The 23,463-nt window shown below is 63.8% G+C and carries 23 protein-coding genes; 12 read left to right on the forward strand and 11 right to left on the reverse strand.

Going from position 1 to position 23,463, the window contains the following annotated elements; all coding sequences use genetic code 11:
• Positions 1-541 precede the first annotated feature (541 nt).
• From NX02_RS18800 to rlxS, 10 genes are all read left to right on the forward strand, one after another.
• Positions 542-1,618, forward strand: a complete 1,077-nt coding sequence (locus NX02_RS18800; protein WP_025293743.1) for an ArdC family protein — start codon at positions 542-544, stop codon at positions 1,616-1,618.
• Positions 1,615-2,031: a DUF2958 domain-containing protein gene (locus NX02_RS18805; RefSeq protein WP_025293744.1), complete on the forward strand. Its 417-nt coding sequence runs from the start codon at positions 1,615-1,617 to the stop codon at positions 2,029-2,031. The genes NX02_RS18800 and NX02_RS18805 overlap by 4 nt, the downstream gene beginning before the upstream one ends.
• 82 nt (positions 2,032-2,113) lie before the next feature.
• Positions 2,114-4,009, forward strand: a complete 1,896-nt coding sequence (locus tag NX02_RS18810; RefSeq protein WP_025293745.1) for a ParB/RepB/Spo0J family partition protein — start codon at positions 2,114-2,116, stop codon at positions 4,007-4,009.
• 158 nt (positions 4,010-4,167) lie between these two features.
• Positions 4,168-4,377 (forward strand): hypothetical protein, encoded by a 210-nt coding sequence (locus tag NX02_RS18815; protein ID WP_025293746.1) that lies wholly within the window; start codon positions 4,168-4,170, stop codon positions 4,375-4,377.
• A 911-nt stretch (positions 4,378-5,288) separates the two neighbouring features.
• Positions 5,289-5,609 carry a DUF736 domain-containing protein gene (locus tag NX02_RS18820; protein WP_025293747.1) on the forward strand — a complete coding sequence of 107 codons (321 nt, stop codon included), beginning with the start codon at positions 5,289-5,291 and terminating at the stop codon, positions 5,607-5,609.
• A gap of 360 nt (positions 5,610-5,969) precedes the next feature.
• On the forward strand, positions 5,970-6,194 hold the full coding sequence (locus NX02_RS18825; RefSeq protein WP_025293748.1) for a helix-turn-helix transcriptional regulator: 225 nt from the start codon (positions 5,970-5,972) through the stop codon (positions 6,192-6,194).
• The gene (locus NX02_RS33645; RefSeq protein ID WP_025293749.1) at positions 6,187-6,759 is read left to right on the forward strand and encodes a S26 family signal peptidase; all 573 of its coding nucleotides are present in this window, start codon (positions 6,187-6,189) and stop codon (positions 6,757-6,759) included. Before NX02_RS18825 ends, NX02_RS33645 begins: the two co-directional genes overlap by 8 nt.
• Entirely contained in the window at positions 6,747-7,376 is a 630-nt protein-coding gene (locus tag NX02_RS18835; RefSeq protein WP_025293750.1) for a lytic transglycosylase domain-containing protein, read from the forward strand. Before NX02_RS33645 ends, NX02_RS18835 begins: the two co-directional genes overlap by 13 nt.
• A 322-nt stretch (positions 7,377-7,698) precedes the next feature.
• Entirely contained in the window at positions 7,699-8,058 is a 360-nt protein-coding gene (locus NX02_RS18840; protein ID WP_025293751.1) for a hypothetical protein, read from the forward strand.
• Positions 8,059-8,400: 342 nt separating this feature from the next.
• Complete coding sequence (gene rlxS, locus NX02_RS18845; protein WP_025293752.1) at positions 8,401-10,413, forward strand: relaxase/mobilization nuclease RlxS; 2,013 nt, start codon at positions 8,401-8,403, stop codon at positions 10,411-10,413.
• Positions 10,414-10,480: 67 nt separating this feature from the next.
• Here rlxS and NX02_RS18850 read toward each other — a convergent pair whose 3' ends face one another.
• The 3 genes from NX02_RS18850 to NX02_RS31675 all read right to left on the reverse strand — a co-directional run bounded on the left by NX02_RS18850 (position 10,481) and on the right by NX02_RS31675 (position 13,005).
• On the reverse strand, positions 10,481-10,990 hold the full coding sequence (locus NX02_RS18850; protein WP_025293753.1) for a hypothetical protein: 510 nt from the start codon (positions 10,988-10,990) through the stop codon (positions 10,481-10,483).
• Between the two features lie 159 nt (positions 10,991-11,149).
• On the reverse strand, positions 11,150-12,199 hold the full coding sequence (locus tag NX02_RS18855; RefSeq protein WP_025293754.1) for a nucleotidyl transferase AbiEii/AbiGii toxin family protein: 1,050 nt from the start codon (positions 12,197-12,199) through the stop codon (positions 11,150-11,152).
• Positions 12,196-13,005: a DUF6088 family protein gene (locus NX02_RS31675; RefSeq protein ID WP_084717934.1), complete on the reverse strand. Its 810-nt coding sequence runs from the start codon at positions 13,003-13,005 to the stop codon at positions 12,196-12,198. The genes NX02_RS18855 and NX02_RS31675 overlap by 4 nt, the downstream gene beginning before the upstream one ends.
• Positions 13,006-13,120: 115 nt before the next feature.
• On the opposite strand from NX02_RS31675, the gene NX02_RS18865 reads away from it, so the two are divergent.
• Positions 13,121-14,311: a class I SAM-dependent methyltransferase gene (locus NX02_RS18865; protein WP_025293756.1), complete on the forward strand. Its 1,191-nt coding sequence runs from the start codon at positions 13,121-13,123 to the stop codon at positions 14,309-14,311.
• 3 nt (positions 14,312-14,314) lie between these two features.
• Here NX02_RS18865 and NX02_RS18870 read toward each other — a convergent pair whose 3' ends face one another.
• From NX02_RS18870 to NX02_RS18875, 3 genes are all read right to left on the reverse strand, one after another.
• Positions 14,315-16,168: a Z1 domain-containing protein gene (locus NX02_RS18870; protein ID WP_025293757.1), complete on the reverse strand. Its 1,854-nt coding sequence runs from the start codon at positions 16,166-16,168 to the stop codon at positions 14,315-14,317.
• Positions 16,169-16,344: 176 nt separating this feature from the next.
• Positions 16,345-17,136: a hypothetical protein gene (locus tag NX02_RS32595; RefSeq protein ID WP_158014082.1), complete on the reverse strand. Its 792-nt coding sequence runs from the start codon at positions 17,134-17,136 to the stop codon at positions 16,345-16,347.
• 2 nt (positions 17,137-17,138) lie between these two features.
• A complete protein-coding gene (locus NX02_RS18875; RefSeq protein WP_053000677.1) occupies positions 17,139-17,912 on the reverse strand; it encodes an ATP-binding protein in 774 nt (257 codons plus the stop codon).
• A gap of 75 nt (positions 17,913-17,987) precedes the next feature.
• Between NX02_RS18875 and NX02_RS18880 the strand changes: the two genes are divergently transcribed.
• Positions 17,988-19,067 carry an IS630 family transposase gene (locus tag NX02_RS18880; protein WP_025290714.1) on the forward strand — a complete coding sequence of 360 codons (1,080 nt, stop codon included), beginning with the start codon at positions 17,988-17,990 and terminating at the stop codon, positions 19,065-19,067.
• Here NX02_RS18880 and NX02_RS18885 read toward each other — a convergent pair.
• From NX02_RS18885 to NX02_RS18905, 5 genes are read right to left on the reverse strand one after another with little or no spacing between them, the layout of a single operon-like run.
• Positions 19,056-20,159, reverse strand: a complete 1,104-nt coding sequence (locus NX02_RS18885; RefSeq protein WP_084717936.1) for a helicase HerA domain-containing protein — start codon at positions 20,157-20,159, stop codon at positions 19,056-19,058. The genes NX02_RS18880 and NX02_RS18885 overlap by 12 nt on opposite strands.
• A gap of 29 nt (positions 20,160-20,188) precedes the next feature.
• Positions 20,189-21,367 carry a hypothetical protein gene (locus NX02_RS18890; protein WP_158014084.1) on the reverse strand — a complete coding sequence of 393 codons (1,179 nt, stop codon included), beginning with the start codon at positions 21,365-21,367 and terminating at the stop codon, positions 20,189-20,191.
• Positions 21,368-21,385: 18 nt separating this feature from the next.
• A complete protein-coding gene (locus tag NX02_RS18895; protein ID WP_158014085.1) occupies positions 21,386-22,150 on the reverse strand; it encodes a hypothetical protein in 765 nt (254 codons plus the stop codon).
• Positions 22,150-22,539: a hypothetical protein gene (locus NX02_RS18900; protein WP_158014086.1), complete on the reverse strand. Its 390-nt coding sequence runs from the start codon at positions 22,537-22,539 to the stop codon at positions 22,150-22,152. The genes NX02_RS18895 and NX02_RS18900 overlap by 1 nt, the downstream gene beginning before the upstream one ends.
• Positions 22,536-23,138: an RNA polymerase sigma factor gene (locus NX02_RS18905; RefSeq protein ID WP_025293762.1), complete on the reverse strand. Its 603-nt coding sequence runs from the start codon at positions 23,136-23,138 to the stop codon at positions 22,536-22,538. Before NX02_RS18905 ends, NX02_RS18900 begins: the two co-directional genes overlap by 4 nt.
• Positions 23,139-23,463: the final 325 nt, after the last annotated feature.

The following is a 23,463-nucleotide window of genomic DNA, read 5'->3' on the forward strand; positions in this document are numbered from 1 at the left end:
CGTGGCCGGGTCTCGGCCTGGCGGTAACGATCGGCTGGCGCGGTCAGCGGTGCTGACCTGATGGCGCGGGGCTGAGGACGCACACTGCCGGACTGCTGCGCAGCCGGGCACGGTGCGGCGACCGATGGCGGCCCCGCAGGCACTCCGGCCTCTCGATCGGGCGGTGCGCCCGGTTTCGCGAGACCGGTCGACAAGTGCCGCCCTGACCTCGCGAAGCCCGGCCCTGCACCGCTCATCCGCCCGCGCCGGCCGGGGAGCCATCCCTTTGCTGGCGGCGGCTTCGCCGCCGGAAAGTGCTGCGGTCGCCGCTCGCGCGGCGGCGCTGTCTGTGGCCTCTCCCGGTGGCGCGGGAGTGGGCGGCGCTCCCTGCTAGGCCCGCTCGCGCCCCCGGCAAGCCGGGCTGCGCCCGGCTCCTTCACCTTCGTTGCGGCCCTTCGGGTGCCGGGGGCGCTTGGCGCGGGCCTTTCCGGTCGCATCTTGCCGCCCACCCCCGCTTCCGGGGGAGGCCATGGTGGTTTTGGGGCGGTGCAGGAGGTGAACGATGCCTGTCTCCCCGAACGTCCGCGCGCGCGGCAAGCGTGGCAAGCACAAGGCGGCCAGTGCCGCTTGCCGGCCCGCAGCCGCCCGGACCAGTCCCGAGCCGAGCCGCGCGAACCTTTATGACGAGGTGACGGCGCGGATCATCACCGAACTTGAGGCGGGGCGCGTGCCGTGGGTGCAGCCTTGGGGGCGTCCCGGCGGAACCGCGCCCGGACTGCCGCGCAACGCGCTGACCGCGCGCCATTACTCCGGCGTCAATGTGCTGATCCTGTGGGGCGCGGTCATCGAGCATGGCTATCCCTCGCAGGGCTGGCTGACCTTCAAACAGGCGCTTGAGGCGGGTGGCTGCGTGCGTAAGGGCGAGCGCGGTACCGCCGTCGTCTACGCCGACCGCTTCACCCCTGAGGCCGAGAAGGCGCGCGCCATCGAAACCGGCGGCGACGCAAAGACCATTCCCTTCCTCAAGCGTTTTACCGTGTTCAACGTCGCGCAGTGTGAGGGATTGCGCCCCGGACTTGCGTCTGAACCCGTGCCGCTGCCCGAACGCCAGATCGTGCCGATTGCCGAGGAAGTGATCGCGGCGAGCGGCATCGAGTTCCGCGTCGGCGGCAACCGCGCCTTTTATGTGCCCGCGCAGGACTATGTGCAGGTGCCCCCGCAGCCGGCCTTTTTCGAGCAGATCAATTATTACCGGACCTGCCTGCACGAACTTTGTCACGGCACCGGCCACAAGTCGCGGCTGAACCGGAACCTCGTCAACAGCTTCGGATCGAAGGATTATGCCCGCGAGGAATTGATTGCCGAAATGGGTTCGGCCTTTCTCTGCGCGGCCCTTGGCATCGTCCCGACCGTCCGCCACGCCGATTATCTCGGCAACTGGCTGGAGGTGCTGCGCGAGGATAACCGCGCGATCTTCCGCGCGGCGAGCGCCGCCAGCAAAGCCGCCGAGTGGCTGCTGGCGCGGCATGCCGAAGCCCGAGCCGAGTCTGCCCGAGACGACACCAGCGATCGGAGGGCGACGACGCCCAAGGTTCCGGCGATGCGCAGCATCGACGGAATGGCGGAGGAGGGGGCATGATCCTGCTCACCCCCGAGCTCCACGCGGCACTGCGCGTGAACGCCGACCGCTCCGCCGCAAGCGATCATGATCCCGTGCCGGTGGTCAAATTCTTCTCGCCCATGGGCGCGGCGACGTGGCTCGCGACCGAGCTTTACGTCGACGGCGACACGCTGTTCGGATTGGCGGACCTTGGGTTCGGCTGTCCCGAGCTTGGCTGTTTCAGCCTGTCCGAACTGGCGAGCATGCGGCTGCCCTTCGGCTTGCGAATAGAGCGCGATATCGGCTTTTCGACCACCGTCAGCCTGTCAGTCTGGGCCGACACCGCGCGCCGGGCCGGTTCGATCAGCCAAGCCCAATCCATCATCTGGCGCATCGAGTCCGCGCCGGTCCCCGAGCTTCCGACCGATCCCGAAGGCGGGAACGGCGGATGACGCGCGGCGCGTAACGCCGCTTCGTAAGCCGGTCCGCCCACCCGGAAAGATCGACGGACCGGCACTCACAAGGAGAAGACCCATGAAACTCGATTTTATCCCGCTCGACAAGCTGGTCGTGAGCAAGGCCAACATGCGTTACGGCAAAAAGGCCCCGGACGTGTCCGATATCCTGCCGACCGTCCGCAGCCGTGGCGTCATCCAGCCGGTCATCGTTCGCCCGAACTGCGCGCCCGATGGCTATGAGATCGTCGCCGGAAGCCGCCGCTTCCACGCCGCGAAGATCGTCGCCGCGGAACGGCGCGCGGCGGGCGACACGACACCCGAGCCCCAAGACTCCATGCTTCCGTGCGCGATCCTCGATGAGGGCGACGATGCCGCCGCCATCGAGGCGTCGATGATCGAGAACATGGCGCGGCTCGACCCCGACGAAGTGGCGCAATGGGAGAATTTTACCCGCCTCGTCCGCGAGGGCCGCAAGGTTGAGGACATCGCCGCGACCTTTGGATTGCCCGACCTCACCGTCAAGCGGGTGCTGGCGCTCGGCAATCTGCTCCCCGCGATCCGCGACCTTTACCGCAAGGAACGGATCGACGCGGCGACCGTGCGTCATCTGACGATGGCGTCCAAGAGCCAGCAAAAGGCATGGCTGGTGCTGGCCGACGACGAAAATGCCTATCTGCCGACCGGCCATCAGTTGAAATCATGGCTGTTCGGCGGGCAGTCGATCCCGGTGAAACATGCGCTGTTCGACGTGGAGGCGAGCGGGCTTGCGACCATCGCCGACCTGTTCGGCGAGGACCGTTATGTCGCCGATGCCGATGCCTTCTGGACGGCGCAGAATGCCGCAATCGAGGCGCGCCGCGCGGCCTATGTCGAACAGGGCTGGGCCGACGCGATCATCGTGCCGCCGTCCGATCATTTCTCGACATGGGAATATGAGAAGGCGGGCAAGCGCAAGGGCGGGCGCGTCTATATCGACGTGCGCGCCACCGGCGAGGTGATCGTCCATGAAGGCTATGTCTCCGGCAAGGAAGCCCGCCGGATCGCCAAGGCCGAGGGGTCGGAGAACGGGACCGGCCAGAAGGTGGCGCGGCCCGAGGTGACATCGACCATGCAGACCTATGTCGATCTGCATCGCCATGCCGCCGTCCGCGCCGCGCTGACCGGCCATCCGGCCATCGCGCTACGCTTGATGGTGGCCCATGCCATCGGCGGTTCGCACCTCTGGCGCGTCACGCCCGAGCCGCAATCCACCCGCAACGACGCCGTGCGGGACAGCCTCGACAACAGCCAAGCCGAAGCGGATTTCGACGAGCGCCGGCGCGCGGTGCTGGCGGTTCTCGGCTTCTCTGCCGAGGAACCGGCCGTGACCGGGGGTAATGGCGACGACTATGGCGTCGTCGGCATCTTCCATCGGCTGCTCGACCTTCCCGATGCGGTCGTTATGGAGGTGATCGCCATCGTCATGGGCGAAACGCTGGCGTCAGGCAGCGCCGCCGTCGAGGCGGTGGGCATGGAGATCGGCGTCGATATGGCTCGCTGCTGGCAGGTCGACGACGCCTTTTTCTCGGCTGTCCGCGACCGGGAAGTGCTGACCCGGATCGTCGCCGAGGTGGCGGGCGAAACCGTCGCCAGCGCCAATGCTGGCGAGAAGACCAAGACCCTGAAACGCATCGTCCGCGACCATCTCGACGGCACCAACGGACGCGACCGGCGCGAGAATTGGGTCCCGCGCTGGATGGCGTTCCCGCCCTCCGCCTATACGGCACGCGGCGGCGTCGGCACGGTTGCGGCCCATGCCAAGGCGCAGGCCGCGCGCCAAATCGAGCGGCTCCGCCCAAGCGACGACGAGCCGGACCCGAGCGCGCCGGGCGGAGCCGCTCGAGGCTCCGGCGATGCGATTGCATCGCCGGAAAGCGGCGGAGGGGCTGTCATGGCCCTGCCGGACGACGAGGCCGACCGCCTTGCTGCTTGATCGATGAAAGCCGGGCGGCATCATGCCGCCCGGCCGATGTGCGCCCGAACCTTCAAATCCGACCGCGCGCCCTCGCCCTGACGGGCTCGGGCGCGCGGTATTGTTTGTGGTTGCCACCATGCACGCTCCGGCCCACGGAAGGCAAAAAGGAAGCTGCGATGACGGTACTTGATGATGTCGAACGGTTTGTTTCGCGGCTCTCGCCCGAGCCGGTCTGCGACGACTGCATCACCCAAAAACTGGGGCTGTCCGTCCGCCAGCATGCCAATCACAAGACGCGCGAGCTTGCCGGATCGAACGGTTTCGAGCGGCGCAAGGATCCCTGCAGCCTGTGCGGCGTCACCAAGCTGGTGATTCGCCGACACTGATCCATCCGTCCGCCGAACGCAACGCCGGGCGCGAGCGCACCAATCCGGCTTGCGCTGCGAGCGTGGCCACCAGCGCGCCGCACCGGTTGCCGCCAGGACGGAAGCGACATCGCGACCGGCCAGCCTCGCCCGCGAGACCGTGCGGTTATGGCTGCGCCCGGCCCGAATGACGGTGACGGTCCGGCCATCGAACAGCGTCCGGGCACGCGCGGTCGCGGACCGTCCCAGTGTGATCTCGGTCCTGCATCTCGCCTGTCCCGCATGTGTTTCCGGCACGTCGATCCCGGCGATGCGAGCGCCAAGCCGCTCTCCAGGCGGAAGGTATCCCCATCGACAACATCGCCGACGCACCCCTGACCCGGCGGCGCTGCGGCAATCAGCAGGGTGCGGCGCAGCCGGTCAGCAGGCAGAGGGCGATCATCAACATGTCGCTGGCCTCTATCGCCTTTCGCACCCGGACCCGATCCCTGCCCGTCGTCACCTGCCACGCCGACGGCGACTTTGGCGGTGTCGGCGTGTGTGCTTTGGGTCGCCGATCCGATAGCGGGGTGGTGCGTCCGCGCTGTCCTTGCCTGATCCCTCGCGCGGGATGCACCGGCGGCATGGTCGTGGTCGTTGCTGCCGTGTCCCGCACCGTTTCCGGCTCCTCGGGCGCATGACCTGGGACGGCCGCAGTCCCGCGAAACCATCGCCGTGCGGCTTATTTCCCCGCCCGCGCCCACCCCACGCGGCATGCCGCGTGGGGACCCCGAGCTTGCGGGCTCCTCGCGGTCGCTGCGCTTCAAATAAGCCCTCCGGCTCCGGTCCTCCGCTCTCGCTCCGGCCTGCCGGTTCGCAGGCCCGCTGTGACCGTCCCTCCGGTCCGCCCATCGCCCGGAAACGGTTCGGGGCGACTTTTCAGGAGACGAACAATGCCAGCAATCGGATATGTCACCCGCGACGGAAACGGCTTCAAGGGCCAGCTCAAGACGCTCTCGATCCGCACCGACATCGAGATCATTCCCAACACCGGCAAGTCCGGCGACACCCAGCCCGATTACCGTGTGTCGGCGGCCGGCGTCGAGGTCGGGGCCGGATGGATCCGGCGCGGCGAAATGAGCGGCAAGGACTATGTGTCGCTATCGCTCGCCGCGCCCGAATTCGGCCCGCGCCGGCTCTACGCCAATCTCGGCCGCGCCGCCGGGCAGGACGACGACCACGCCTTCGCGATCATCTGGAACCCGGCCGATTGAGCGGACCGCCCCGCGCCCGCCAAGGGCGCGGGGCATGAAGCGGTGCGCCGGATTTGCCATAGCTCGCGAGGGACTCTGCAGGCGGGGGCGTCTGCACCGTCCGCTTTCCGTCGCACGGACGAAAGCCCGTGCCACCCGGTTCAACCCACACCGCTTCATTCGAGATCATGCCTCAGGAGCCCGGCCGACTGAACCCGGCGCCCCGCGTCCCGCAAGGGCGCGGGGCATCGCCACCGGCCCGAAACGAGGGGGGTCGGAATCGCATGGTTCGATTTGCGACCCTGCCGAAGACGGCCGGATCGATCCAATCCGCGCTCATCAGCCGGCGCAAGATGCACCGGCGCGGATGGACCCGGAATCATGGACGACACCGCCGAACGCGCGCAGGCCGCGCGCGAGACCTGCCCCTTCCTCACCGCCAAGCAGGCGGCCTTTCATCTCGGCCTCGCCTACTCGACGCTGAAGCGCCTGCGCCAAGCGGGAAGGGGGCCGAAATGCCGCCTGCATGGCCGCACCTGGCGCTATCATATCGACGATATCGAAGCGTGGTCGGCAGCCCGCGCGCGGGGAGGCGACCGTGGTTGAGCGCCGCGACCTGCCGCTTTTCGCCTGGGGCAACGCGCTGCGCGCCGCCCGCGCACGCCGCACAAGACTGCGCCGCCGCGCCGCGCTGCTGGGCGCCGGCATCGCCTGCCTCGGCCTCACGATCGCGCTGCCACCTCTGCCCCGGCTGGTCTGGAACGCCAGTGCCAGCGCGCCGATCGGCCTCTATGCCGTGTCGCCCGGCGCGGCGCTCGAACGCGGCGACATGGTGATCGCCTGGCCGCCGGTCGAGGCACGGCACCTGGCCGCGCGCCGTCGCTATCTGCCAAGCAACGTGCCGCTGGTGAAGCGCGTCGCCGGTATTGCCGGAGACACGATCTGCGCGGCGGATCGCATGGTGACGGTGAACGGCCGACCGGTTGCGGTGCGCCGCGCCGTCGATGCGGCGGGCCGTCCGCTGCCAGCCTGGCAGGGATGCGTCCGGCTCGGACCGGGCATGGTCTTCCTGCTCATGGCCGAGACCCCGGACTCGTTCGACGGCCGCTATTTCGGGCCGACGCTGGCGCAGCATGTCATCGGCAAGGCGACCCCGCTGTGGCTGCGCTGAGGGTTTTCGCGGTTACCGTCGCGCTGCTTGCGGCAACACCCGCCGCCGCCGATCCACGCAGAACCGATCCGGTATCCCGCTGGCACGCCGAGATCGCCGAGGCGTCCGCCCGGTTCGGCGTACCGGGCGCCTGGATCGAGCGAGTAATGCGCGCCGAAAGCGGTGGTCATACCATGCTTGACGGGCGACCGATCACCAGCCGAGCAGGCGCGATGGGCCTGATGCAATTGATGCCGGCGACCTGGGCGGCGATGCGCGCGGCGCACGGGCTAGGCGGCAATCCGCATGATCCGCACGACAATATTCTCGCAGGCACGGCCTATCTGCGCGCGATGTATGACCGCTTCGGCTATCCCGGATTGTTCGCCGCCTATAATGCCGGCCCCGGCCGTTATGCCGCCCATCTCGCATCAGGCCGCGCGCTGCCGACCGAGACGCGCGCCTATCTCGCGCAGGTGTCGGGCACGCCTTCGGGTCCATTGCAATCCCTTCCCCAGCGGTCGCCACCAGCATTGTTCGTCGCGCTTCGGACCAGCAACGTATCCGCCGATCCATCGCCATCGCGCGCGCCGGATGAACCGCCCGATGCCCTGTTCGCGGTTCGCGCCCCCCGCTGATCCAGCATATCCGGTAGCCGCAAACGGGACCGGCTGAGAGGGCAGGGCGCGACGGCACAGGTTGGAGGGGCTCGTCTCGGCAAGGCCCAGCATGACGGGCGCCGAAGCGGCTGTGCAAGGCCGGCGGTCCCTCCAATTTTGCCGCGAACCGGAGCCTGCTCACGCAGGCGAGTCTGTTTGTTTTCAGCGCAACAAAATCGGTTCCTCCGCCGCCGCTGCGCGGCGCTTCCGGCTTCGCCTCCAGCGGCCCTGACAGCCGCTCCGCCACCCGTCTTCGGAGGTCTGTCCTCAATGAGGAGGATTTCAAGCGAAGGAGGCGATCATGACCATGTTTCAGTCCATCGGTGCGGCGTCGGACCGCGTGGTGGCGACGCTCGTGGCGGGGCTCGAAATCGAGTTCGGACGGGGCGCTGGCGAGGCGCTGGCGCAGCGGTTCCTGGAGGCCGAGGAGAGTGATTTCCTCTGGGATGCGAGGGCGTCGGAGCGTTGGCTCGGGGCGTATCAAGCACGAGACGAAGAGGATTTCGAACTCGATCGGGTGGCGATTATCGGGCGGCTGGATGGTCGCTGGTTCGTCGCGGTGAGCATCGTCGATGGCGATGGCAACCCGCATGGATTGATGGGGCGGCGCAGCTTCAGGAGCGAACGCCAGGCACGCGAAGCGTTTGCGGCGACGCATTGATCGGGGCACCGGAAACGCCGGGACAGGGTGCCGGACAGGCATCGTGTCCCGGCTTCTTTTTGCCTCGGCTCGGGCGAAATGGACGGGCAACAGGATAGCGGAAATAGGCGGCAGGAGCGGTTCAGACGGGAGGGCGGCGTAAGGCAAGATAAAGCTATGGCACTGGCGTTTCATAAGCCTTTGTCTGCACATCGTTTTTTGGACCCGTGACCGGCACCGGCCTCCCGGCACCAGTGCCGTCCCGTCCGCATAGGGCGGCATTCCGCCATGTTCGCCGGCACCGGTTTTCAGGGGGACCGCTGGGCTTCATGCTTGCCATTCCACGCCCCCGGAATCAGGATAATGGCCGACGACGACAGTTTTGAACCGCGCCTCGGGCGCCAGCGCCAGCAGGGCGGCAAGCGCGCCCGGCGCTATCTCGGCCGTGTCCTGGCCGCCGCCAATCTTGCGCGTGGTAGCGCGGCTACGCCAGGCCTTGCGCGGGGAGCGTTCTCGGGCACCCGGATCGGGCGCGGCGCGGGTGTCGGGCGGATGCTCGCCAGCCGCGGCGGACATGCGGCGTCGAACGGCCGCCGCGTCATCGTCAAGGCAAGCATCGTCAAGCTGGCCGGCAAGGGCGCGTCGGCCGCTGCCGCGCACCTGCGCTATCTCCAGCGTGATGGCACGACGCGCGAGGGCGAACGCGGCACACTCTACGGGCGCGATACCGATACCGTCGACGGCAAGGCGTTCGGCGAGCGCGGGTCTGGTGATCGCCACCTGTTCCGCTTCATCGTTTCGCCCGAGGACGGGGATCAATATGACGATCTGAAACCGCTCACCCGCCGGCTGATGGCGCGCATGGAAGAGGATCTCGGGACCAGGCTCGACTGGGTCGCTGTCGACCATTTCAACACCGGCCATCCGCACACCCATATCGTCGTGCGCGGGAAGGATGATCGTGGCGCCGATCTGGTCATCGCCCGCGACTATATGACGACCGGTATCCGCGAGCGCGCCGCCGAGCTGGTGGACCTCGACCTGGGGCCGCGCACCCACCGCGAAATCGCGCAGATGCTACGCGCCGAAGTCGAGCAGGAGCGCCTGACCTCGATCGATAGGGCCTTGCTCAAGGGGGCGGACACCGAGCGAGTAGTGGCGACCAACGGTCACGACGCCTTCGACCACACGCTGCGCGCCGGCCGGCTGGCGAAGCTGTCGCGCATGGGCCTGGCCGAGCCGCTCGGCGCGGGCCGCTTCCGGCTCGCGCCCGACCTCGCCGATACACTCCGCGCATTGGGCGAACGTGGCGACATCATCCGCGCGATGCAGCGCGAATTTTCGCGCGCCGCGATTGCCCGGGCGCCGGCCGACCAGGCGATCTACGACCCGGCCGCGCCCGATGCCCGCCCGCTGGTCGGCCGTGTGCTGGCGCACGGGCTCGCCGACGAGCACGCTGATCGCCATTATCTGATCGTCGACGGCGTGGACGGGCGCAGCCATTATGTGGCGATCGGCAAGCCCGCCCTGAGCTTCTCCGAAGGGGGCACGGAAACCGACGTCAGCCTGCCGCGTGGTGCGATTGTGCGGATCGCCCCCCTTAGCCCGACAGTGCGGGAGGTGGATCGGACCATCGCCGAGGTCGCCGCTGCCAATGATGGACGATACGATGTGGACGCCCATCTTCGCCACGATCCGACCGCCACTCAGGCCTTTGCCGAAACCCATGTCAGGCGGCTGGAGGCCATGCGACGGACAACGGGTACCGTCGAGCGCGAGCCGTCGGGCCGCTGGATCATCGCACCCGACCATCTCGATCGTGTGGCGGCCCATGAGGCGGCGAGGCTGCTGGATCGTCCGGTTGCAATCACCATGCTGTCGGCACAGCCGCTCGATCGGCTGGTCGATGCCGACGCCGCGACCTGGATAGATCGGGAACTGGTATCGGGCTCGCAGGAGCCAACCCGCAATGCCGGGTTCGGCCACGATCTGCGCGACGCCCAGGCGCGTCGGCGACAGTGGCTGGTAACGCAGGGATTTGCCGAGGAGACGGGCGGCGGCACGACGTTTCCGAGCGGCATGATCGCGGCGCTGCAGCGGCGCGAGCTGCTACGGGTCGGGGGACAGCTCGTTGATGAGATGAAAATGCCATTCCGGGAGGCTGCCGAGGGCGCCCGGATCGAGGGCGTCTACCGCCGCTCGGTTGATCTCGTCAGCGGGCGCTTCGCGCTGGTTGAGCGATCCCGTGATTTCACGCTCGTGCCGTGGCGTCCGGTACTGGAGCGGCAGGTCGGCAAATCGGTCTCGGGATTGATGCGCGGCGACGGCATCAGCTGGTCGATCGGGCGCGGTCGGAGTGGGCCGAGCATTTCCTGAATCTGCTGGTCACCTGGCGGAAGTTTTTTTGGGCAGGATGAATCGACTTCCCGGATTGGCCGGCGAGCTAGCACCACAGACCACCCCACGGTTTGACATGCGCCCACCACTCGACGGGTGTCAGGATGCGGAGCGGCAGCTGGGGCAGCTGGCCCCGCTTGTTGATGATGGTGCTCCTGTCACTCGTGCAGAAGACATCGCAGCCCAAGCCGATCGCGTTACCGAGGAGCTCGCGGTCCGCACGATCTGGCAAGGAGGCTACGAGCGGTGCATCGGCGAGCCGGCGACCGAAATCGGCCGCGAAGGCGCTGTCCTCGCTCTGGGTGTCGACGACCTCGAAGGCGTAATCGAGCAGATCCTCGCGCACCGATGCGTTTCGCGTCCTGGAAATCTCATCGATCGTCTTTGCCGAAACCACCAGGTCCCAGTGGGCCCTGGTCCCAATCTGAAACACATGCATCAATGCCTCCGTGTCCCACGCTGACGTTGTATCGAGCGATTCAGGAAGGGGCTCCTGCTCGAAGATATGGGGTGCGCGCTTGACGAGTAGATTGACGATGTTCGTGTCGAGAAACACGCGTCGCGGGATGCTCTCGAAAGGATATCTCGTGCAGTCGGCGCTGTGGTGTTGCTGGTCGCGATAAAGTACCCACCGCCCGCGTGCCTGATCCCAATGTTCTAACCCCACGACTGCACCCTAACCCTCGTCATGATTGGTCCTTCCTCACTGATCAAATTAACGCTTCAGTTGGGCTTCAATCTCGCGCGCAGCGTTGATGACGTCGACGAAGGTGGGAACTGGGCCGAAGATCATTCCGCTCATACTGTCATAGTCGCGTTCAAGCGCATGCAGCATACCCTCAGCCGGAGCGGGAGAAAAATTGCCGGCAATTGCATTGTTGAGATCGAAATCCGGACGGTTGAAGAACATTCGCGCATGACGCGCGCAATCGATCCCTAATGCTATGTCCGAAAGTGCCTCTCGACCAACCGGCGAGCCGAGCAGGCGATAGACATCGTAATAGTGGCGGGTAATGCGCTGCCCTTCCTGTCGAACGACCCCGCGACGATCATACCAGTGCCGCATCCCGTGCAGGATCACGATCTTGTCCCAGAAAGTGCGGGCCGCGGCGACGGTGGTGATATTGTCGATGACGAAGCTCTCGTCACCCATGTCTTGTGCGACATAAGGGACGATCCGCGCCGGCGCATGCGGATCGAGCGCCGACTTCGCTCCGGACTCGATACGGACCGCAGGAAGTACGTAGTCGTTGGTCTCGACAGTGACGCTTGGATACCAGAGCAGGAGGGTTTGCCCATCCGGATCATTGGGATCGGATACCAGCCGAGCATTCGCCGAGATTTTGGCGGCGGCGAGCGTTCCGGCCAGGATATCCGACAGCTCCCGCGCCAGCGTATCGTTGATATAGGTACTGCAGCTTTCTCGGATGGACTCAAGCTGGCGAACTCTGGCTTTGCCGCTCATCGCTTCGAGTACATCGACGGAGGCTGCCTCGCCTAAATCATCGCGGAAGACGGTAATATCGATGTCTTCCGAGAAGCGGGATATGAGCCCGTAGGCTTTCGACAGCGAGGTGCCTCCCTTGAACAGCAGCCGTGGATGACCGGCAGGCAAATCGTTGAACAGGGCGTCCAAAGTCCAACAGACCCAGAAGTCCTTCTCGACGTTGCGCTCGCTTGTGCCGAGGCGCCGTCCGGTGTCGGCGAACAATCCGCGCCGGTCCTCGGCTGGAGCCGCCAGCACACTAGCGAATGCGGGGTTCATGAGGGTGCCTTCGTCGATCCGCCGCGATCGGTATTTTTCTGACCTGTGGGTGCGCCGGCGGGCGCGACGGACGTGCTGCTCAGCTTCTGCCCTCCCCTCTTCGATGTCGGGAGCTTCGGCGAAGTCGACCGTTTCACCGGTCGACCGAGCGGCAGGGCCAGTGTGGGATCGGCGCTTTCAAGCAAGTCACGCAGATAGGACTGCATCCAGATAGGGAGCGTTGGCAAACCATCGCGGAGATCATCACGGATCAATTGCCCTCGTGCCGGGTCGCTGAGAAGGCTGTGGAGGCGTGTCGTCACATCCCCATCCTGGTGCGAGTTGATGATGTCTTGAAGCCAGTGCAGTGCCTGAACGATCCGCATGGCTGGCCGTCCAGCCCAAAAGAGCCGGCTCGGCGCGGCCTGTTTGAATGTGATTTTCTGATTGCCTAGCTGGATCGGGCGCAGCCGGGCATCGCTTTGGACTACGACCTGCCCCGGAACAGCCGTCGTCAGCCCCAGATCGTTCGCCGCCGTCATGCCATCGACAACGAGCCGGGCCTGATCGCGCCGGCCTACCGCGTCAACGACCGCCCGGGTCTCAGGCGTGCTGCTTCGACCGGTCAGACTGTTGAAGCGCGGCAAATAGTAGAGTCCTCGATCGAGGCGATCCAGCTCCTGGGTCTTCACCAATCGCTGGAGTGCCTTGTCGATCCCAGCGCGCGGCCCGAGATCGAGAAAATCCACCGGCGTCCACACTGCGCCGGGGACGGTGGCGATGCGGTCGAGAATCTGTGGTTTGAGATCGAGTGAAGGACCACGCATGACACATTCCTCTTTGTCCGAAAAATGCGGTATCTTTCGGACAAATGCAACTCCCTCTTTACGTTGTCCGAAAGATACGGTAAGTTTCGGACAAACGCGTATCGGGAGGAAGATCGTGATCCGCTCTATTCACCCCTTCCCGGCGCGCATGGCGCCTGAACTGGCCCTCGAAAAACTGAAAGAACTGGCTTCGCCGGGCATCGTACTTGACCCGATGGCGGGCTCGGGCACGGTTTTGCGTCAGGCGACCGATCTCGGCCATCAGGCGGTCGGATTCGACATGGATCCTCTGGCGGTCCTCATGACCCGCGTCTGGACCACGGCTGTGGACGATAAGCTCGTGGTCGATCTGGCCGAGCGCGTAAACAAGCGGGTCGACGCGCTTGCCGCGTCAGACGCCGCTCTGCCCTGGATAGACAATGATCCTGAAACGAAGGCTTTTGTCGATTTCTGGTTTGCTGATCCCCAAAAGAGCGAACTGCGCCGAATCGCCTGTGTTCTTGATCAGCTCGTCGCGGAGCTTTCCAGCCCCGATGAGCATTTGGCGATTGATCTTCTGAAGATCGCGCTCAGCCGTCTCATCATCACCAAGGACAAAGGCGCCTCGCTCGCGCGGGACGTCTCCCATAGCCGCCCACACAAGATCGCCGACGCGAATGACTTCGAGGTCAGGCCGATGTTCGACCGGTCGATCAAGGCTGTGCGCAAGCGCCTGAGCGAAGCGCCGCCTCCAGGCGGTGCAGCGATCGGGCTGGGCGACGCGCGCATCCTGACGTCGGTTGCGGACTCAAGCGTCGACGCGGTCCTCACATCGCCGCCGTACCTTAATGCGATCGACTACATGCGCGGGCACCGCCTGTCGCTGATCTGGCTTGGCCATCGCCTTGGCGATTTGCGGACGATCCGCTCCAACAGCATCGGTGCCGAGCGCGCACCGGATCAGGTGGACGAGGCCGTCGAGCTGGCAGCCATGCGCACCGCCATGGGCGAGATCGATCAGCTCCCTAACAAATTCGGTTCCATGATTGCCCGCTACGTCCAGGATATTCGCCGTATGATCGGCGAAATCGCGCGCGTGCTGAAACAGGGCGCGCGCGCGACCTTCGTGGTTGGCAATTCCTGTCTGCGCGACGTATTCATCAAGAACTCGGCAGCGGTTGCGACGGCAGCCCAGTTCGCCGGATTGACGTTGATCAGCGAGACCGAGCGCCCCTTGCCGATGCGCAGCCGTTATCTGCCAATGACAAGCGAACCACTCGGCAAGCGCATGCGCACCGAAACAATCCTCTCCTTCGCCCGCGCGTGACCGTCACGCCGCCAGCGGGTCGTTGAGGTTCTGGATGAACTGCAGGCTCCCCTTGTATTTGTAGAACAGCTTCGCCCGCCCAGCGGCGTTGAAGAAGATCTTCACATGGTGAACGGCGGTCGGAAATTTCTTCGGCTCAAGCTGGCTCTTGCCCATAAACCCCTTGTCGCGAGAGATCGCGGCCTGATTGGCGTCGGCCGATCCAGCAATGGACGAAGCAGTATGGATCGCCAGCGTGCCGCCGCCACCAGCGGTCACCGCTGTAATATATTCGATCAGAAATTGCGGCAGGGCGTCGTTGCCGAGCTGCGCGCGAAGCGCATCCAAGGTGGCGACGCTCGTCTGATTGGCGAGAACGATCGTGTCCAGCTCGTCCGTATAGTCGAACATGCCGAACGACATCTCGCCTTTGTCGAGCGCGACAGTTGCCTTGTCGATGCTGGGATCGGACGCGACCGATACGCGGCTGTCGCCGATCCACACCGGCGATCCCAGTTCGCTCTTGACCGTCGCGAGCGCAAGCCGGTGAAAAACGAAGCATCGGTGCCAGTCGGCATAAAGCTGAGTCGGGATCGTCAGCTCGAAATGCTCGAGATAAGCGCCACGCGCACCGAACATGCGCGCGCGCTGAATATAGGTATCCTGTTGCAGCTTGTGCTGCACGTTGCGGGTGAAGAACATCGACAGCAGGTTCGGAAAGGTGACGCCGCGCGAAACGATATTGCCGCCGATGATAATCGTGAACGGTGAGGAAGGCTCGGTGGCGCTATCGCCCGCCGCCTTCCGGTCGCGCTCGCTGTTCAGCACCACCAGGCTGGTGCGCGAGGCATTCTCGACAACATAGCCGGTGAGCTCATCGGGATCGGCCGCCGGATAAAGCTGCTGGGCTGTCGCATAGACGCTTGTGACAAGCGTTTCGAAGTCTGTGCTATCGGCTTCCGTCAAGGCATGCACCGCTTCCTCGATGGTGATGCGGTCGGCTTCATGATCGAGCTTCTTGCCGCTCGTGTGTACGAGCATCGTGTAGTTCTTCTCTTCGTCGTTCACGACGACGTTGAGATATGCGGCGGCGACGAGGAAGCGGACGAGCGCGTCCCTGGCCTCCTGGGGATTTCCACCCTGCTGAAGATAGGTGAGGCGATAAGGCACCTTCTTGTCCAGCGGGAAGAAGACGTCCTGCCCTGTATATTTTGCATGCGGCGGGAAGCTCACCCACTTTTCGGTGTCGTTCTTGAACGTGTTGTTGAGGTCGAGCCGCGCGGGTGTCGCGGTAACGCCAATGTAGAAGCCATCGCTGCCGATGAGCTGGCCTACGAGATCGTTGATGGTCGTCTTCGTGCCCTGGTTCACCTTGGAGTTCGGTGTGGCATAATCCGCTTCGTCGTCGATCACGACGACCTTGCCCATGTCCTTCAGTCGTTCGATCAGCTTCTCGAGGTCGCGCGCGTTCTTCTTGCAGAAAACGACCAGTTCGGCCGGCTTTTGGCCGTTGGCCGTCTGCAGCAATTCGGAGGAATTACGCGGGGCCGGGGCCAGGGCGGATGCCTTGAAGCGACGCAAGTTCTGCGTCAGCAGGTCGACGCTGTCGTTCATGAGATGGACAATGATCTTGTGCCCGTCGTCGAGCAGTTTCGCCGTCAGGCAGATCATCATCTCGGTCTTGCCGCTCTGCGGCTCGCCATAAATGACGAGGGCCGACGTGCTGGCCATCGCTAAATTGGCGATCGCGCCGCTGACCGCGGTCTCGATGCTTGTCGTGGGGATATCCGCGGTCTGCAAGCGTATCAGCTGCTTGGAATATCGACCATTGAGTTTGGCCTTGGCCTTGAATTTCGCGAGATCGAGTACATGCGTCACAATCATAACCCCCAAACGAAAACGATATTGATATATAGGAACAGATGACTAGAAATTAATCGCGCTTGAAATGGCGACTCCGCCATCGCACTGCTGAACCAATAGTTTTCTATCTTGGCTCTAGAACCACAGTTCGTCCATTTTAGGAACCGGACAATATTGGGACGCTCTTTGACTCAATAAGCGGTGATGGAGGCATATTTGGCCTCCAAGGCAGCCCGAGCGTCCTCCCATGCCGAATGAAGCTGTCCGAGCGAACAACGAACTCGTTCAAACATCGTTCTTTGGCCTGAGAGGCGAAAGAGAACCTCTTGCTCCATCGCATAGGCCATTGATTGGGTAGGCCAGTGTGTGCTCAGTACCGCTATCCATCGCCGTTCAAGCAACTCGACCGGGACGTGCTGATTTACCCTTGCGAGCCTTTCGTCGATGTCACCGGCAAAGCCAATCTTCCATAGGTCGGAGCCTTCGAACGCAAAGGCATAGGTCCATGCGGGTTCGTCGTCCCTAAATATCTGGCCCTCCCATGAACAGGGTCGCGGGCCCGTGGTCGGGCCGACCTCCCTATGTCCCGGGCGTTTTGTGCCTGTCTCAATATTGATGGACGTGCCTGCGAGCTTCTGAGCGGCTTTTTCTTCTCGCCGGCGGCGATTCTCACGGATGATCCGACGGGCGTCATCGGCTGAGAGATGAGGTGCTGCTGCCAGGTCGATCAGCACCCATAGGCCGTCAACGCTGGTTAGAACCCCGCCGTCCGCAAGTTCCTGCCGCGCGAAGCGCACTTCCCGCTGGAAGTGTTGCTCCGGAGTTACGCCATCCGGAGTAACTTGGTCACGCCGCTGCGTGTTCGTACTAAGCCATGCATAGACGGCCGCGGGGCTTGATGAGCCCCCATGGGCACCTAATGCTTTCACTACGGCCAGCATATAATGAACGCGGATCGACGGAATTTTGGCGAATTCAGACATAATCAGCTTTCCAGCCTCAGTTTCGCCGTTGAAGAATGGATCTGCGTCATGATCGGGCGGCGCATATGCGCGAGGCTAACGACCGCCTGTCCAGGCTGCAGCGACGCGAGCGAGCGCCACATGCTCTGATCGATGGCGGGGATGGTCCGCCGCAGCCTGCCGACGACGCTCTCGTCCTGTATTTTATGCAGGATCCAATTGTTGATTAGCGCCAACACTTCATCGGGTAGATTTTGCGGCAGCTGCGTGACGAATGTCAGGCCCAGCCAACGCTTGCGCCCCCGTTTCGCGATGCGCGCGACCTGTTCATAGAGCGTCGGCATCTGCCGGATCCGGGCGGTCGACAGGAATTCGTGTGCTTCCTCGATGATGAGGTTGACCGGCGTTGGCGTCTGCCCCTTGGCTGTTGCCAGTTCATAAGCGCGTTCTTGCTCAGTCTGCAACTGTCGCAGCACCTGCGCGATCGCGAGGTTTCGCAGCACCGGACTGTCCAAGTCAGAAAGGTCGATGATGTTGACCCGACCAGGCTGAAGCATTGCCGGCACATCGAGCTGGTCGGCATCGGCACGATCGAAAATCTTCAGCCGGTGCATGCGCCAGAGCAGACCAGACACCTTCATCCAGCTCGACGGAACTTTCTCGAGTTCGGTCTGATTCACGATCTCTTCGAGCTTGGTCCGCGCGTCACTCCGTTTGCGCAGCAAATCGCTGGCCCAAAAGGTGACCTCACCCTTTTTGAGGTTCGCGATGCAGGCGGAAACGACATCGATCAGCACCGCTAGTGGATTGATCGGAACGGAAGAGTCCGTTTTGTGGATTCCGCTGAGCGCGACATTGTGCGACGAGTCGGTATGCGTAGTGGTATCACCTTCGTCGTCACGGCACCGGATCGGGCGCGGCTTGAAGCTCTCGTTTCGGCCCGTGGGTCGCCCCAGAAGCATGTATGGCGCGCGCGGATCGTCCTTTTGACGGATGATGGGCTGGGCACCGTTGCGATCATGGCGCAGACGGGCAAGTCGAAAACGTGCGTGTGGCGCTGGCAGGAGCGGTACATGGCCGAAGGTGTCGATGGCCTGCTCCGCGACAAAACCCGCCCCCCTGGCATCGCGCCGCTCGAGACGACGCTCGTCGACAAGGTTGTGGCGTTGACGCTCGAGGCGCCGGCTCAGGAGGCGACGCACTGGACGGTGCGCGCGATGGCCAAGGCGGCGGGCATCGCAGCGTCCTCGGTCGTGAAGATCTGGCACGACCACGGCCTCGCGCCGCATCGCTGGCGCAGCTTCAAGCTGTCCAACGACAAGGCGTTTGCCGAGAAGCTGCACGACGTGGTCGGCCTCTACGTCTCGCCGCCGGCGCACGCGATCGTGCTGTCGGTGGACGAGAAGAGCCAGATCCAGGCGCTCGACCGCACACAGCCGGGGTTGCCACTCAAGCGCGGCCGGGGGGCGACCATGACGCATGATTATAAGCGCAACGGGACGACCACGTTGTTCGCGGCGCTGAACGTCCTCGACGGCTCGGTGATCGGGCGCAACATGCAGCGGCATCGGCACCAGGAGTTCATCCGCTTCCTGAACGCGGTCGAGGCCGAACTGCCGTCAGACAAGGCCGTCCACGTCATCCTTGACAACTACGCCACCCACAAACAGCCGAAGGTTCGCGCCTGGCTCGCCCGGCATCCGCGCTGGACTTTCCACTTTGTGCCTACGTCGTGTTCCTGGTTGAACGCCGTCGAGGGCTTCTTCGCCAAGCTGACCCGCCGGCGCCTGAAGAACGGCGTCTTCTGCTCCGTCGTCGATCTCCAGGCCGCCATCAACCGCTTCATCAAAGAGCATAATCAGGAACCCAGGCCGTTTGTATGGAAGGCTGATCCCGATCACATTATCGCTGCCGTCAGGCGCGGGCACCAAACGTTGGAATCAATCCACTAGGGTCAGGTGAGGATAGCCCGACTCCATTTCGTCCCAATCCAGCGCCTGCCGTTCTGACTCGGCATCCTTCTTGATCGGAAAGACATTGATGTCGCCCAGCAGACGTCGACCGATGTCATAGGCCGCGAGGAACCGTCCTTGCTGTGCGTCATTCATCCCGAGAATCTCGATCGCTGTCCATGGCGAAAGCACACTGAAATCAAGCGTGAACTCGGTGTGGGACGGGTGGTCGGGATTGCTCGGTTCCCGGCCGACGAGCGTCAGTACATGGGTGTCGGGCACACCCTTGATCGGAAGACCCTGAGCCTTGGCGAGGGCTAACATATCAGCGTCCGCAGTCACCTCATGCATCGTGGTGTATTCGCCCTCCGTGTCGAGCAGGATGACCGCCGCGCCCTCCGCCGCGATACCTGCGGCATAGTTAGTGATCGTCGTGGATTTTCCGCCGCCCGTAGTGCCGAGGACCCCTGTATGACGATATAGCACCGACTTCTTGTGAACAGGGATCGGCACATCGACTGTTTCGTGGCCCATGACGCGGCCGATGGCGAAGTCACCCTCCAAACCGAGGATTGAGGACATCTCCGCATCATCGACGAGGAATACCGGTGAGTTCGGGATCGGCCTGCGATTGGCAGGCCCAATGCGGCCCCCTCTTTCTTCCCCGAGCAACTGCAGTTGGAGTCGCCCGTGGTGACCCGGCATTCCGATCGCGCCGTTGACCGCCGAGATCACCATCGCGGTGGAGTCGGCGCTTATGCCATCGGGATCGTAGAAGGGCCCAGCTGAAACGGTCCCGACATAGCGACGACCGTCAGGATGGCTTTCGACGCGAAGGAGCGCCTGAGACGTCACGTCCAGTATCTTATCAGGCGGCATCACGACCGTCACCGAACCATCCGATGAGCCTGATGTATCGTATAGCGTGCGCCCGAAGGATCCATCGTAAATGGGGGGAAGCTTTTTCTGGCCGCCGGCTTTCTCCGACGTCTCGATCAGATTCCGTACCGCTGTCCTGCTCGCGGACGCAGGATCAATCATCTCGGATGTACTACCGACCCTTCCACCATTGTCTCGGCTCGCTTTTGACATTCGACTCTCCTGAACGGGTGAGGCGCGGATCACGCGCGGTATTGGGACATGACCGCCGCCGCCGGCTTGAAGATCGCGTCGGATGGGAACATCTCGCGGCAAATGCCACCGGCAAGATCGAGCAACATCGGAAAGCCACGCGCTTCGACCAGTATCGCATCTGCCATCGCGACGATGGCAGCTTCGCTCGCATGATCGGCGTGCGCATAGAAGACCTGGCTCGAGGAGTGAGGCGACACGCGAAAGACGCCGGCGACGAGCTTCCCGCTGGCGTCCGCCTGAAAGCTTTCGAGCATGCGCTTGGCGTTCTGGAAGAGAACCGTTCCATAATGACCCTGTGTGATCACGCCGTCCATGTAGGTGTCGAGATCATCGACAATCGCATATTCGAGGGGCAGCAGTGCATCGCCGATAGTTTGAAGCAGGTGGTTGTTCGATCCGCGCGGGACATAGACAAAGCGCTTGTGGTCAAGCAGCAGCTCGCGAAACAGTGGGATCGACAATTCTATCAGTTCGGGCATGCCTGCGCCGGTGAGCAACTCCTTGGGCAATGGATGGCCGTGGCCCATCCGCCAGGGTGCCTCAGCTTTGCGCGCCATGACTGCTAATTCCGCGTTAGCCATCAGCCCGCGGCGCAGCATGTCAGACACGCCCGCGTCGTCGGCATCCTCGGCAGCTTTGCGCTGGGCCAGCAAAGCGAGCGTCCGGTCAAGCGCGGTCCGGCCTGAGACCCTGACGTCCTTCTGAAATACCCGATGGCCCCAGGTGCCATGGTCGCCCAGATAGGTTGCGAGTGCGATGGCTGTCTGAAAGATCGTCATCGGCAGCGTCTGATGAACGACCGAGGCGCCATCGACCGCCTGGACGTGGCCGCTGAAGAGTAGGTGCTGCTGCACCGTGCGCAACTCGCCGAGTTCGACTTCGTGCACTCCAGCATCACGAGGCGCACCGTCGCGGCGGGCGATCAGGGGGAACGCCTGCTCTCGAATTTCACGGCGAGCCTCCATTTCCCTGACCTGCGCCGCAATGATTTCCCCCTGAAGCCGTTCAAACTGCTCCGCCATACGGTGGGCGGGATCCCAATTATTGATATCGAGCGTATCCTCGATGCGCTCGCCGGTCGCGTCTGCATAGCTCCGCCCGGCCGCCGACCCCGCCGTGCGCGGCGACGGTTTCGCTACATTTTGGTCAACAGTTCGGTCAGCCACGCAGCACTCCCTTCACTCCTACATATGCCGCTCACGCTCCATCTCGGACGCCGCCTTGCGAAGCTGTTCGACAAGCGACGGCCAACTGCGGCCGATCGCATTGACAATGCGTGGCGCATGACGATCAGCGTCGCTCGCCGATAATCCGAAGGCTTCGATCAAGGTCATGGTCACCGCCTGGCGGCCGACACCGTTGCCGCGCTCGATCGTGCGCGCGATGACGATGCCGATCGGGGCGAGTGCGAGGAACGCAGCTTCATCAGCTTCATATTCCATGATCTCAGCGGCCGCGGTCAGTGGCACGCCATCATCGCGTTCCATCACGTCAGTAAAGGCGCCAAGCGGACAGCCTGTTAGGATGCCCGCAAGTCGTTCCTGAGCCATTGGCGCACGCACACCATCAAGGACATCGACGATCCCAGGGCCCAGGCGCGCGATCGCGAGTTCGCGCCGGGTCAGATAATGTCCGGCGAAGTGGGCCAGCTCGTGCGCCAGGGCGAACCGCACAAGGGCAGCATCATCTTCGTCAAGGAAGATCATCCCGCATCCCCGATGAGCGACAAGGCATCCGCGCAACCGCCGGTTCCGCAGCGGCGCGGGTGCACGACCAGTCGCGACCGCGAGCGTCTCGGCGATGTCGGCGGTGGTGAGGTTGGCCCGGATGACAATCGAAACGGGCAATGTCAGTGGCGCGCTCTCGGCGAGATCGCGCGGAAAACCGGAGCCGACAAGATCGGCTCCGGCTGTCATTCGCGCTGCGACCGTGGCAGCGTCAAACGCCATCAATCGATATCCTCTTTCCCCTCATCCGCATCGAGCGCGGCCATCAGCATTTCGCCGTCGTCATTAGCAGTCGCGAATGCCGCCGCGCTTTCTGCGAAGCGTAGCATATTGACGAGCGCGAGCGGATTCACGCCCAGCGACGTGGCCAGTTCCATGGCCGCTTGCGCCATTCCAGCACCTGCCGGCCGCGGCGTAACCGCGAGCCGCCACAGCTGGTTATCGTCGCACCGCAGCTCGGTGATAGCCGCCCGACCGGGATTGGCACGTTCCCAGGTCGCCAAGGCGCTGCCAATGAAATCGGACCTACTACGAGCCGCTTGGGCCATCGCACGCCCCAAACGCTCTGTTTCCGCCGGATTTCCACCCATCACCGTATCCATATTACTCATGCGCCCATCCTTTCACCAATGCGGCGGACTCGACCCCTAATGCGTTCCACACGCTTCCCCGCCTCGCTCAATCCGTTCTCATCGACCGACAGCCCAAGCGCCTTCGCGTACACGGACAGCGAATCTTCACCGGTAGCCATGAGGCTAAACACCTCGGCGTCCCCAGGGCCTTTGATCAGTTTGTCACCGAATCGTTCGTGGATTCTGCTCCATTCGAGCCGGCGCAGCATCGCGCCCTCGTCTTTATCTATCGCCTCGGCGTCAGCGTTCGCATCGTCGCCTGCCGCATATTCGCCTTCGTGCCTGGTCCGGCGAGTCTGCGCGCGGCGGAGCGTCTTCGCCTTGCCCTTCGCGATGGCGGCGAGATAGGTCGTCAGCTCTGCGCGCTGAGGGTTATAGCCGCTGGGCGCGTCCAGATATTTGAATAGCGCGTCGAAGCAGGTTTCCTCCACATCCTGGCGATCATGGAGCCCGGCCACGTCACGAGTCACGATCGCAATCAAGGGCGCGATGACCAATTCGACGATTTTGGAGGCAGCACGCAGATCACCGGCCAGCAACTGGCCGTGCAGCGTCAACAATTCTTTTTGATTCGACATATCGTGCCCTCTTCATCGTCCGATCGACCCGACTCCTCGACCGAGACCATCAATCTTGTCCGACCCAGCATATCTGCCGCAGGAAGACCGTTCTGGACACTGGCGAGAAATTTTTCTCGATCCCGATAGAGGGCGCGTCAAATCAGACAGCCAGCAGGCGAGCCTATGGGTGTTGGGGCGCGATCTGCGCGTTGAGGGACCAGTACCCGTATCCCCTTTCTCCTGATTTGCGCCGCGGCGGCAGCTCAAGCGTATGCTTCCCTATTTAAGCGAAAGCCAGTTTGCTTAACAGGGCGCGGAAAAACCCTCCTTGAGGCGCGGTGAT

This window comes from Sphingomonas sanxanigenens DSM 19645 = NX02, assembly GCF_000512205.2.
Taxonomy (GTDB): domain Bacteria; phylum Pseudomonadota; class Alphaproteobacteria; order Sphingomonadales; family Sphingomonadaceae; genus Sphingomonas_D; species Sphingomonas_D sanxanigenens.

Coding starts and splice junctions, on each gene's coding strand:
- NX02_RS32595 (WP_158014082.1), bottom strand. CDS start 17,136: ATGTCTGAATTCGCCAAAATTCCGTCGATCCGCGTTCATTATATGCTG.
- NX02_RS18885 (WP_084717936.1), bottom strand. CDS start 20,159: ATGTCAAAAGCGAGCCGAGACAATGGTGGAAGGGTCGGTAGTACATCC.
- NX02_RS18810 (WP_025293745.1), top strand. CDS start 2,114: ATGAAACTCGATTTTATCCCGCTCGACAAGCTGGTCGTGAGCAAGGCC.
- NX02_RS18800 (WP_025293743.1), top strand. CDS start 542: ATGCCTGTCTCCCCGAACGTCCGCGCGCGCGGCAAGCGTGGCAAGCAC.
- NX02_RS31675 (WP_084717934.1), bottom strand. CDS start 13,005: ATGCGTGGTCCTTCACTCGATCTCAAACCACAGATTCTCGACCGCATC.
- NX02_RS18840 (WP_025293751.1), top strand. CDS start 7,699: ATGACCATGTTTCAGTCCATCGGTGCGGCGTCGGACCGCGTGGTGGCG.
- NX02_RS18820 (WP_025293747.1), top strand. CDS start 5,289: ATGCCAGCAATCGGATATGTCACCCGCGACGGAAACGGCTTCAAGGGC.
- NX02_RS18815 (WP_025293746.1), top strand. CDS start 4,168: ATGACGGTACTTGATGATGTCGAACGGTTTGTTTCGCGGCTCTCGCCC.
- NX02_RS18880 (WP_025290714.1), top strand. CDS start 17,988: ATGCGTAGTGGTATCACCTTCGTCGTCACGGCACCGGATCGGGCGCGG.
- NX02_RS18905 (WP_025293762.1), bottom strand. CDS start 23,138: ATGTCGAATCAAAAAGAATTGTTGACGCTGCACGGCCAGTTGCTGGCC.
- NX02_RS18900 (WP_158014086.1), bottom strand. CDS start 22,539: ATGAGTAATATGGATACGGTGATGGGTGGAAATCCGGCGGAAACAGAG.
- NX02_RS18895 (WP_158014085.1), bottom strand. CDS start 22,150: ATGGCGTTTGACGCTGCCACGGTCGCAGCGCGAATGACAGCCGGAGCC.
- NX02_RS18805 (WP_025293744.1), top strand. CDS start 1,615: ATGATCCTGCTCACCCCCGAGCTCCACGCGGCACTGCGCGTGAACGCC.
- NX02_RS18825 (WP_025293748.1), top strand. CDS start 5,970: ATGGACGACACCGCCGAACGCGCGCAGGCCGCGCGCGAGACCTGCCCC.
- NX02_RS18855 (WP_025293754.1), bottom strand. CDS start 12,199: ATGAACCCCGCATTCGCTAGTGTGCTGGCGGCTCCAGCCGAGGACCGG.
- rlxS (WP_025293752.1), top strand. CDS start 8,401: ATGGCCGACGACGACAGTTTTGAACCGCGCCTCGGGCGCCAGCGCCAG.